At 68.7% G+C, this 9846-nt stretch carries 10 protein-coding genes and 2 pseudogenes; 7 read left to right on the forward strand and 5 right to left on the reverse strand.

Annotation, left to right across the window (positions count from 1 at the left end; all coding sequences use genetic code 11):
* Positions 1-48 precede the first annotated feature (48 nt).
* Together ACFW2E_RS32015 and ACFW2E_RS32020 are read right to left on the reverse strand one after the other, a co-directional pair.
* Entirely contained in the window at positions 49-930 is an 882-nt protein-coding gene (locus ACFW2E_RS32015; RefSeq protein ID WP_384470899.1) for an ATP/GTP-binding protein, read from the reverse strand.
* Positions 924-1400: a hypothetical protein gene (locus ACFW2E_RS32020; RefSeq protein WP_384470901.1), complete on the reverse strand. Its 477-nt coding sequence runs from the start codon at positions 1398-1400 to the stop codon at positions 924-926. The genes ACFW2E_RS32015 and ACFW2E_RS32020 overlap by 7 nt, the downstream gene beginning before the upstream one ends.
* A 330-nt stretch (positions 1401-1730) precedes the next feature.
* Here ACFW2E_RS32020 and ACFW2E_RS32025 point away from each other — a divergent pair, with 330 nt between their 5' ends.
* Positions 1731-2372, forward strand: a complete 642-nt coding sequence (locus tag ACFW2E_RS32025) for a uridine kinase (protein WP_384470904.1) — start codon at positions 1731-1733, stop codon at positions 2370-2372.
* A 272-nt stretch (positions 2373-2644) separates the two neighbouring features.
* Here the strand turns inward: ACFW2E_RS32025 and ACFW2E_RS32030 are convergent, their stop codons facing one another.
* Together ACFW2E_RS32030 and ACFW2E_RS32035 are read right to left on the reverse strand one after the other, a co-directional pair.
* A complete protein-coding gene (locus ACFW2E_RS32030; protein ID WP_384470907.1) occupies positions 2645-2950 on the reverse strand; it encodes a DUF6247 family protein in 306 nt (101 codons plus the stop codon).
* Positions 2951-3192: 242 nt separating this feature from the next.
* Positions 3193-3999 carry a hypothetical protein gene (locus tag ACFW2E_RS32035; protein ID WP_384470910.1) on the reverse strand — a complete coding sequence of 269 codons (807 nt, stop codon included), beginning with the start codon at positions 3997-3999 and terminating at the stop codon, positions 3193-3195.
* Positions 4000-4178: 179 nt separating this feature from the next.
* On the opposite strand from ACFW2E_RS32035, the gene ACFW2E_RS32040 reads away from it, so the two are divergent.
* The 5 genes and pseudogenes from ACFW2E_RS32040 to ACFW2E_RS32060 all read left to right on the forward strand — a co-directional run bounded on the left by ACFW2E_RS32040 (position 4179) and on the right by ACFW2E_RS32060 (position 8339).
* Complete coding sequence (locus ACFW2E_RS32040) at positions 4179-4415, forward strand: VOC family protein (RefSeq protein ID WP_384470912.1); 237 nt, start codon at positions 4179-4181, stop codon at positions 4413-4415.
* A gap of 224 nt (positions 4416-4639) precedes the next feature.
* Positions 4640-4768: pseudogene (locus tag ACFW2E_RS32045) on the forward strand (HAD hydrolase-like protein); the annotation flags it as partial.
* An 88-nt stretch (positions 4769-4856) separates the two neighbouring features.
* Positions 4857-5963, forward strand: coding sequence for a hypothetical protein (locus ACFW2E_RS32050; RefSeq protein WP_384470915.1), 1107 nt, complete (start codon positions 4857-4859; stop codon positions 5961-5963).
* A 427-nt stretch (positions 5964-6390) separates the two neighbouring features.
* Positions 6391-7734 (forward strand): annotated as a pseudogene (locus ACFW2E_RS32055) (ISL3 family transposase); the annotation flags it as partial.
* Between the two features lie 92 nt (positions 7735-7826).
* Positions 7827-8339, forward strand: a complete 513-nt coding sequence (locus ACFW2E_RS32060; RefSeq protein WP_384470918.1) for a hypothetical protein — start codon at positions 7827-7829, stop codon at positions 8337-8339.
* Positions 8340-8612: 273 nt separating this feature from the next.
* Here ACFW2E_RS32060 and ACFW2E_RS32065 read toward each other — a convergent pair whose 3' ends face one another.
* Positions 8613-9008 carry a hypothetical protein gene (locus tag ACFW2E_RS32065; protein ID WP_384470921.1) on the reverse strand — a complete coding sequence of 132 codons (396 nt, stop codon included), beginning with the start codon at positions 9006-9008 and terminating at the stop codon, positions 8613-8615.
* Positions 9009-9536: 528 nt separating this feature from the next.
* Between ACFW2E_RS32065 and ACFW2E_RS32070 the strand changes: the two genes are divergently transcribed.
* Positions 9537-9846: hypothetical protein (locus ACFW2E_RS32070; protein ID WP_384470924.1), on the forward strand; the 310-nt coding region annotated here is incomplete at its 3' end.

A 9846-nucleotide genomic window follows, 5' to 3' on the forward strand; every position in this document is an offset into this window, starting at 1 on the left:
CGGCCGCCGAGCGCACATGAGCACTCCGCCGCCCCCACCCAGCATGAGTCAGTTGTGGACCTGGACCTCGCCGACGCGGACGCCGACGGTCGTGTGGCGGGGCTCGGTGAACTCACCCTCATCCGCGCCTCCGCCCGTGACCTGCCATGTGACCGTCCAGGTCGCCGTCGCGGTGAGCGGGAGGCGCCCGTCCGGCTGGTCCCTGCTGACGCGGGTGTAGCGGTGTCCGCAGTCGGGCGAGTCGGTCATGCCGGCGCTCTCCCGGTAGGGAGTGGCGGGGCCGGCGCAGGTGGCGGTGGTGCCGTCGCCCATCTCCCAGCGGATCGAAGTGACGCGCGCAGTGGCGGACACGGTCATGGCACCCGCGCTGGCCGTCGCCGTGGCGGCCCCAAAGGTGGTCGGGCTCCGGTGGACCCACAGCCACATGGGCACGCCGACCGTGTACCGGCCGGCCGCCCGCGGGGAGGCGATGTCCGGCCCGTCCAGCCGCATGGAGTCGACAGCACGCCGGGCGAGGGTCTCCGGGTCGACCGCGGGCGCGGCCGGGGCGGCACCGTCCGGGATCCACACCACGCCGACACGGCCCGTGTCCGGGCACACAACCTGGTAGGCCGCTCTCCTTCCGCCGCGCTTCCTGCCTTCCTGCATGGCCAGGTTGTCCGCCGGGGGCTGAGGGACCAGCCTGGTATAGGTGCATTTCCGTGCCGCGGAGCCGTCCTTGCCCTTGGCTTTGCCGGGGGTGTCGGCGGAGGCGGGGGTGTCCGGACTGCTCGACGAGCTGGAACCGTCGCCAGCGCAAACTTCGACGTACTTGGAGGCGCCCCTGCTGCCGGGTGTGCCGATGCCATGTCCACCGTCGTCGGCGTGAGCAGCAGCGGGAACGGCGCCCGCCAGGAGCACAGCGGTGGCTGCGGCCGCCCGTCTCAGCACGACCCGCCGCCCCCGGTGTCGACGTCGGTCACCATCCACCGACCTTTCCACCGCTCGGCCTTCGCGGTGGCGCGGTAACGCAGCGGCTGACTGGTCGGCAGCGGGATCACCTTCTTCGCCCGCGTGTCGTACGTCTGGCACCGCGAGAGGTCGATGCAGTCCGACAACGTCGCCTTCGGTGTGGCGGCCTTCTGGTCGAGACTGGTCACCTTCGGCTCGTGGCCGACCTCCCCGCGCACGACCGTCCCGGCCTCCTTCATCCACATCAGGTCCAGACGGGTCTGCCCCAGAGCATCCAGCGTCGCGTACCGCGCCAGACCCGTGCCCTCCTCCGACCCGTGTGGGTGCCGCCCGGGCTGCGACTGATCCCCCGGCGGGGCGCCGCGATCAGCCAGGCCCGCGGGCTCCGGCCAGCGGGCCTTCGTGATGGGGACGATGCTCTCCACCCCGGCCTCGAAGCCCTCCGGCACAACATCGCCACCACCGAGCACCCCATCACCGCCGCGCGGTGGCTGAACGAGCCGTCCGTCTCCCCGGTCCTGTCCGACCTGGCGGCCGGGCTTCCAGGGGGAGGCTCCGCTGGCTCGGCGTCCCCACCGCCGTCACCGCGTGAAACCTGTGCCCGGCGCGGCATCGCCGAGACCGGTGCGCAGGTCGACCAAAGGTCCCGGCCCTGGCCTCCGCTGAACCGGGCCGCGTTTCCCCGCTTGCCATGGGCGATCACGCCGCCGTACATTCCCTGCACCCGGCCCGTCCGGCCGCTTCGTCTATCCCCTTTGAGCACATGAGGAGCGCCCGGTATGACGGGTGTACTGGCGGTCGCAGGCGGCACCGCATCCGGCAAGTCCACCCTTGCCGAAGCCCTGTCGCTGCAGTGTCCCGAGAGCATCGCGCTGGTCCATCTGGACGACTACTACGTGCCCGCGCACGACCCCCTGAGGGGTGTGTGGACGGTCAGTGCCGACGGGCACGCCGTCCTCGACTGGAACCATCCAGGGTCGATCGACGAGACAGCGGTGACACACGCCATTGACGCGGCGCTGCTGCGCCCCGGCGTGCTGCTGGTGGTGGTCGAGGGCCTGTTCGCGCTGTCACTGCCCTCCGTGGTCCGGCGGGCGGCGTGGCGGGTGTATGTCGACACCCCCGACGACATACGCCTGGCCCGCAAGATCCTCCGGAAGATCGAGGTACAGCGGCAGGACCCCCGACTGTCCCTGCGCAACTATCTGCAGACCGGCAGGGACCGCCACGCAGCCCACGTCGCGCCCTCCCGGGCGGCGGCCGATCTGGTCGTGGACGGGACCGCGAGCGAGGCGGAAATGCTGGCGGCCGTCATGCCGCTGATCGGGCCGGCCCTCACGCCGCCGCCCGCGGCGCCCTCGCGGGCACGGGGGGTGTGCGGTGTGACCCGTACCCCCGGGGTCCCTGCGTTCGCACTGTGACGTGCCCGGGGGCACCGGCCCCGGCGGACGATGTCCAGGACTGCCACGCGCTGGGTGAGTCGGTTGACCACGTAGACGACGGACAGCTGGCCTATGGAGGCGGCGCGGACGTCTTCGCCTTCCGGGTCACCGGCGTCCCACTGGGGCCAGCCCCACGGGGAGCGTGCCGCGATGTCCAGAACGTCGCGGACCATTTTCCTTCGCGGGCTCGGGGAGCCCGGTGAGTGTCTTGGCAGCCTGCGCGGACAGTCGTACCGTCCACGGCTGGTCGGTCACTGGCGGGCCCCCAGGACGTCGGCCAGGTCCACGAAACCGGTCTCGTCACCGCCGGAGTCCATGTAGGCGTCGACGGCCGGGGCTGCGGCGAGGCGCAGTTGCCAGGTGCGGACAACGTCGTACAGCGGGGTGAGGCTGTAGGTGTGGCGGGAGTCCTCGATGGCCTTGGCCCAGTCCCGCTCGAAGGCCGGCACCCAGGTGTCGGCGCGGCGGTCCTCGCGCAGCTGCGCCAGCAGCAGAGCTGCGGCGGCCGGGGCGGGTGCCGGCGGCGGGACGGCCAGGTGGTCGGGCTGGGCGGTCATTGCTTCCTCCAGTAGTCCTGCCGACCACGCTAGCGTCGTCGTCGCCACCGGTGGCCCGTTGCTGCCATGGCTGTTACACCCAGTTGTCGCGCCGGTCTCCGCATAGGCCGCGGGACCGTGGCTGTCACAGGGAGTTGTCATCGGTCGTGATGTTGATCCTCTGCGCAGCGCGATAAACCCCACCCCCGGACCTGGCCGCCGATGTCATGGAGAGCGGGCCGGAGCTTGACCAGTACAACGCTTCAGAGTCGGCTCATCGCTACCTGCTGTGAGTCGTTGCAGAGGTCGAAAATGGCGTCGGCCAGGTCGGGTAGGTCGGTCAGCTCGATGTTCCTTGGGTTGGCGGCATGACCGATCAGGCCCAGAAGCCGGTAAACAATATCGGCCTCCTGCTGCTGTCGCTGCCAGTTGGCATCAACGAGGCCGTCGTCGACGAGGGGCGGCGGTGTCTTGCGGAAACGCTCGTCCTCGGCAACGCACTCTCTCAGGGCCTTGGGCCACACCAATGGCTTTTGCGACGCCTCTGTCGGCGGCGCTTCCTCGCCGTGGCGGATCGCGTGGATAATCCGGGCCTCGTGGGAGCCGTCTACCCGTTGCTGAAGATCGTTGATGGCTGCCAGTTGCGTGGCCACCCGTCGGATACGTGCAGCGTGGCTGAGAGCCCACTGGCGTTCGGCACGGCGGCGAAGTCTCCGGGCGTACTCCACGCGCTCGCTTTGTGTGGAGAGGGTGCCGTCAGGGCGAGTGCAGGAGCGTCCTAGCTGGAGGTGTCGCCGCTCGGCTGCCTGGCGGCCGCTCAGTTCCTGCCACTGTGCGATACGTGCCCAGGTGATCCGCTTCGTGCGCGCGAGGGTGGTGAGCTTGAGTTCGTCGTGATCGAGCTTCTCCCGGAGCATGCGGATGCCCAGCAAGGCGGCCAGGATTTCGGTCCCCGTGGCATCGGGGTGCGGGAGCCCCTCGGCTCTCTGGCAGATGCGGTCGTAGTTCCGGGCGATTTCCATCAGGCGACTCGGGGAGTCGCTGTCCGGGGACTTCAGGTCGAGTACCACGGACGCTTAGGCGAACCCGGTATCGCAGACTCGCACAACACCGTGATCGACTGCTGAAGCCCCGGCCACCCGCAACGGCCTGCCGGATCGGTCCGGTAGGCCGTTTCCGGTTTCGGCTGCGCAGATGAAAGTGAGGCAGCAGCATGCACATTCATTTTGAAGCCCTAGACCCAGAGAAAATGATCAAGTTCTGGGGCAGCGTCCCGGGCCATGGTGAGTACAGCGTTGGGGAAGCGGAGTCTCCGGCTGTGCTGCCCGTCGTCACTGTCCTCGTCGGAACGGTCGCCGAGCAGGTTCAGACGCTGATCGCCAAGGGCGCCTCTCTGCTGGAACTCCACGATCCCATGGAAGCCCTGATGACGGATCCGGAAGGCAACAGGTTCAGGGTGGTGCTCGACCCCGATCACGAAGCATGACGTTCTCCAGCGTGGATGCGGCCCGGCGTACGGCACTCGCCCTTCAAGGACGCCGGGAGGACGATCCGGTGTCGGGCGCCTTCACCGTCACCGACGTCGCGGCCGACGGAGCCTGCTGGCCCATCCGCTTTCTCGGCAGCCGGCCCGGAGCACGGCGACCAGGAGCCGGAGGCTGGACCTCGGGAGGCGATCGACACGACGGCGCTGCGGGCGCACTCAACGCCATGGGCGCCGCATCCGCCCACGCCCTGATGATCGGCGACTCCCTCGTGGACCTCGCGGCCGCACGGAACGCCGGCCTCGAGTTCCTCGGCTACACGCGTGACGAGGACAAGGCGAAGCTCACGCCGCAGCGGTGCTCGGCCCCGCAGCGTATAAAACACGTTGGTCGGTCCACCGAGGAGCTGCGACGATGCTCTCCGCTTCTTCGGCGGAGGAGATTTGTTCATTTTCGTGTGTGCTGGGTGTGGCGCCAGGCTGACGATCCCGCTGTCCCAGGTCGCGCTGCCGGCCCACGCCCATCAGAAGTACGGGAACGGGATTCAGCTCCCGGTGCTCATGGAGTCGGGCACGTTCGCCGTGGACCCGAAGCGCTTGGGGCCGCCATGGCGGAGGCGGGACGAGATTGATCCGGAGGAGGCGGCGACCCGCGGCATCGACGCCTCGGTCCACGCCGTGTCCGACGGCACACCTGGCACGGTCGTCATCGCACCCGGAGATACCCGCGGCACCGTGCTCATCCCGGAGAAGGCCGACGGCTACTGCTGCGGCCTCGACTGGGGTGACGGCCCCAACATGGCCTGTGAGGCGTGCGGCCTGCCCGTGGCGAACCGGATTGACGACTGCTCACTGTGGCAAGCGGTCTGGCTCGCGCCGGATGCCGTGCGCCGCCTCCCTGTCGACAACGCCCCCACCGCAACGCTCTCCTGGGCGGAACTGCTGGCGGAGGGGAAAAGCACGCCCCCGTTCGAGCCGATCACCACATGGCGCTCGATGCTCGGGCTGGGCCACTGGTGGGCATGGAGCCCGCAGTGGGAGGCGGCCGCCGGCCGGGCGCTCGCCCACCTGCTGGCAGCCTCGGACGGCCGGCCGGTGACCGTCCCGCACGGCCTGATCGCGGAAGTGTTCCAGCGCGCCCTCGACGCCCTGCTGCCTGCGGGCACCCCAGCGCGGCGCGCCGTCCTGGCCGGACCGGGGCTGTCCGGCCCTGACCCGGACGCCGACATACTCCTCCTGCCGATCCATCCGCAGACAGGGGAGATCTGGAGCCCGGCCGGCCGGGCCGCATCGGCATACCCGGTGCCACTGCCATTCGGGGTGTGGATGTGGCTGGCCTTCCCCGAGCCGCACCTACCCCTCCCCGCGTCGGGCACCATGCCCGACGGCGTCCTCCGCGACGACCCGCTCGCACCGCACCCCCGTCACCCTTTCCAGGCCGACCCGGGAACCTTCCGGCACACTCTGGTCCGGCTGCCAGCCGTCCGCAGCCCGTGGCTGCGCGAGATCCTCGAGAACCTCACGCAACACATGCGCTCCGACATCTTCTAGCCGACTGACATGGGGCGCCGGTACTCGCTCCCCGAAACCGCGCAATCGAACAGTGCCGGACAGTGGTGCCTCCCGAAGGGGTGAACATCTGCTGTCCGTTCTCGGGTTCTGGCTTGCTTTCCGTGATGCGCGCACGCTGAGTGACGGCTGACGCTCCGATCGGGCTCGCCTGAAAGTGACCAGGGCCGATCTTGATGTGGTCGACAGTGCGGCGTCGTGGAAGAGATGGCGCCCCGCCTGGAGGGCCTGCTGTTACCGTCCGTCGCGCACGTGTCGGTGCTGTCGCTGGACGTGAGCCACGAGGCGATACCCATCGACGTCTGCAGTACTGCAGACCGGGCGGCATGCCCGGACTGTGGGAGCGAGTCGCCCCGGGTGCACAGCTCTTACCTGCGGTTCCAGCGGACGTACCGAGTGGGGACGTCTGGTGGTCCTGCAACTGCGAGTCCGGCGGCTCTTCCGTCCGAAGCCTTCGTGTGCCCGGCGGACGTTCGCTGAGCAGATGCCGGGACTGACCCGGCGGCACAGCAGTTGGACGGAACGGTTGCGGTCGACTCTCGCCGCGGTGGCTCTCTGCCTCGCCGGCCGGGCTCGCGCCCGGATGGCCCGGGCGTTCGGGGTGTCCATCAGCCGCAGCGCGGTGTTGCGGCTGCTCGATGCATTGCCTGAACCCGCAGTCCCGGCCCCGCGAGTGGTGGGGGTTGACGAGTACGCCACACGCAAAGAACGGGTCTACGGCACGGTGCTCGTCGACGTCGAGACCCGTCGCCCGGTGGATCTGCTGCCCGACCGAGAGGCGTCCAGCCTGGCCGCATGGCTGGCGAAGCGACCCGGGCTCGAGATCGTCTGCCGGGACCGCGCGCCGTTCTTCGCGGAAGGCGCCACAGCCGGGGCACCACAGGCGACGCAGGTCGCCGACCGCTGGCATTTGTGGCACAACCTCGGGGAGGCCCCCGAGCGGGCTGCCGCCCGCCACCGCCAGGGCCTTCGCGTCCTGGTCCCCGATCGCGACGCGAAGGCCGACGAACCGGCGCCGCCCGAGGAGAAGGCGAACTCTCCAAGGCGGAGCGAGCTATTCGCCAACCGCGTCCGAGCCCTGCACGCCACGCGCTGCTGGAAGCCGGCCACAGCCTCCGTTCCATCGGGCGTCAGCTCCAGATGACCCACCGCACCGTCAAGAGCCTCGCCGACGCTACGAAGCCGGAAGACCGCTTTCGCGGCCAGTGGCAGCACAACAGGACCTCCGTTCTTGATGAGTACAAGCCCTACCTGGACAACCCTGGGACGAGGGCTGCACCAACGCCTGGAAGCTCTGGGAGGAGATCGTTCCCTTGGGCTATCGAGGCAGCTATGGCCGGGTCAGCGCCTACCTGCGAGGAAAGCGCACCTCGCCACGGCCGGTCACCGTGCAACCGCCGTCACCCCACGTGGTGACGAGCTCAGCCGACCCGAGACGCTTACCGAGATCGAACAGCTCCGGCTCAAAGCCGTCCTTGCCAACTGCCCTGAACTCGATGCCTTGACCGGTCAAGTCCGGTCCTTCGCCCAGATGCTCACCGAGCGGCAGGGGGAACGACTCCCGCAGTGGCTCGACGCCGTCCGCCAGGACGACCTTCCCAGTCTCCACACTCTCGCGGCCGGCATCGATCGAGACCGCGACGCCGTCATCGCCGGCCTGACCCTGCCCTGGAACTCCGGCGTCGTCGAAGGACACGTCAACAGGATCAAGATGCTCAAGCGCCAGATGTTCGGCCGGGCCGGTTTCAGCCTGTACGCAAGCGCGTATTGCTGACCACCTGATCAACCACCCGGCTCTCGGTGATAGGACTTCCCTCTACGGAAAGATGATGAGAAGGCGACAGCGTGGACGCAGTAGTAGCGATCGGCCTGATCCGCATGGCCGCTGCAGACTTGGCCATGGAACCCTGGCAGCGCCCCTCGGACGCTTACCTGGTCCAGTTGGGCCTGGACGCCCTGATGGCCGACATCGAGGCTCCTTCGCTTCCCCTGCTGGCTGGCCTCGCGCATGGTGAGTATCCCCAGGCCCGCGAGCTGTTCGACCTTGTGCTGGAAGAGTTGGGTCTTCTGCCGCTGACCTCGGAAGATCTTGCCAAGGCGCGATGGACCGCGGCACATTGGTGGGCAGGCCAGATCGTGGCGTGCCAACTCGATCCGGTGCACGGAGCGAAGCTGATCTATGAGGAAGCCGCAGCCGAACTCGACCACCCCGACGCGCTGCAACCCATCGCTGATCTGGCGAGAGCGCTCGACCTGCCGAACGATCAACCTCCGGACCAGCAGCACATTCGCGACCGGGTCACCTCCGCGGCGCGAGACTTTCTCGCCACAGAAGCACACCAGAACCACGGCCTTTGAGCTAGCTAGGCCGCATGACTCACCGTGACCGGTTCACGGAAAGCGAGCCAGAACCTGAGAACGGACAGCAGATGTTCACGGCTACGGGAGGCGCCAGAGCACACCGAGGATTCGAACGCGGCTTGAGTTTCGACCTGACAAGCGGCCCCCCCCGGGGCTTGGCAGGCAGTGTGCGGCGGCCCTGCCGACATCCGTCCGAACATAGTCGCGACGTTCCCGCTAATTAGTGTGCGGCGCCGACTGTGTCAGAGTCGCACAGGCAGCCTGGACGGCTCAGTGGTCGCCCATCGGCGGGCGCACGAGGCGTGGCAGTGGCTGATGCCAGTCGCCCAGACTCGTGAGGAGAAACTGGCGAGCGAGAGAACGAATGTCGTCCCACGCCGAATCCGAGGCCAGAGCGTTGTCCCAGAGGCCGACGCGGCGGGTGGCATCGATCTCGCCGATGCGACGGCCGATGGCCCGAAGATGACGCTGATCCTCAGGCTCGAAGGCTCCGCGCTCCGCGAGCCCTTCGGACACGCGGCACATGAGCTCCACCTCTTCAACGACGTCCTTCGTATCCAGCTCACGCTCGCCCAGCCAGGCGAGTTGATCCTGGGTGTCGGCCGCTAGGAGAGCCGTAACGCGCAGCGTCCAGGTGCGCAGGTTCGCATCGCCGAGATGGTTCATGCATGCATGATCGCACCCAGCTTCCGCAATCGTGTTCGGGGCCCGGAGGACGGCAACGGCCTGCGTGGCGGTCAGGGAGGGTTGAAGCGGAATTACTACTGCTGCTATCAAACGGTGCCAGACGGCGGCGCCTCCCATAGTCGTGAGCATCTGCCGTCCGTTCTCATGAACACACCAAGCACCTCGGCATCGCTGAACAGCGACATCTCCCGCAGCGAAGGCACACGTCCAGCAGAGCACTGGGCATGGGGCCGCCGTTTCGACTACTCCTCCCAAGGACCGCGGAGTTGTTGGGCTGACAACGCACCCCGACCGAGAAGGTCTGCTGGAGGGTGCGCAGGCGGCCGTCACCCAGTAGGCCAGGACGGCTTCCTGTCCCAGTGCCGGCCCTCTGCCGGTCCCACCCTCCGTTGCCGGCCCTGTGTCTGCTGCCGCCCCGTCACGACCGCGTACCGAAACCACCATCCTGGCCCGGTTCATGCGGAATCCGGACATGATCCCCCCAACACGAGGGGGGGAGCCGGGGACTTGCGAACCGTACGCGGACCAGCCAACGGTCAGGCAACGAGCGGGCGTTGGCGGAGGCTGCTGCCGAAACTGCTGCTCGCGCCGGCCTTCGCAGCACTGATCGGGGCAGTGGTGTGGGCGGTGGCCCCGTACGGGTTGTCCACCGCCGACCAGACCTCCAGCGTCGTCGGCGGCGTCATCGGCCTCATCACCTTGCCCCTCTCCGTCTACGGGTTACGCGGCAACGCCGCCGGGCAGGCCCCGCAACCCGGCGGCACGGACGCCGGGCGGAGCTGGGTTGCGACCGCAGCCGTCCAGCCTTCCTTACGGC

This window comes from Streptomyces sp. NPDC058964 (assembly GCF_042741275.1).
In the GTDB taxonomy this organism is placed as follows: Bacteria; Actinomycetota; Actinomycetes; order Streptomycetales; family Streptomycetaceae; genus Streptomyces.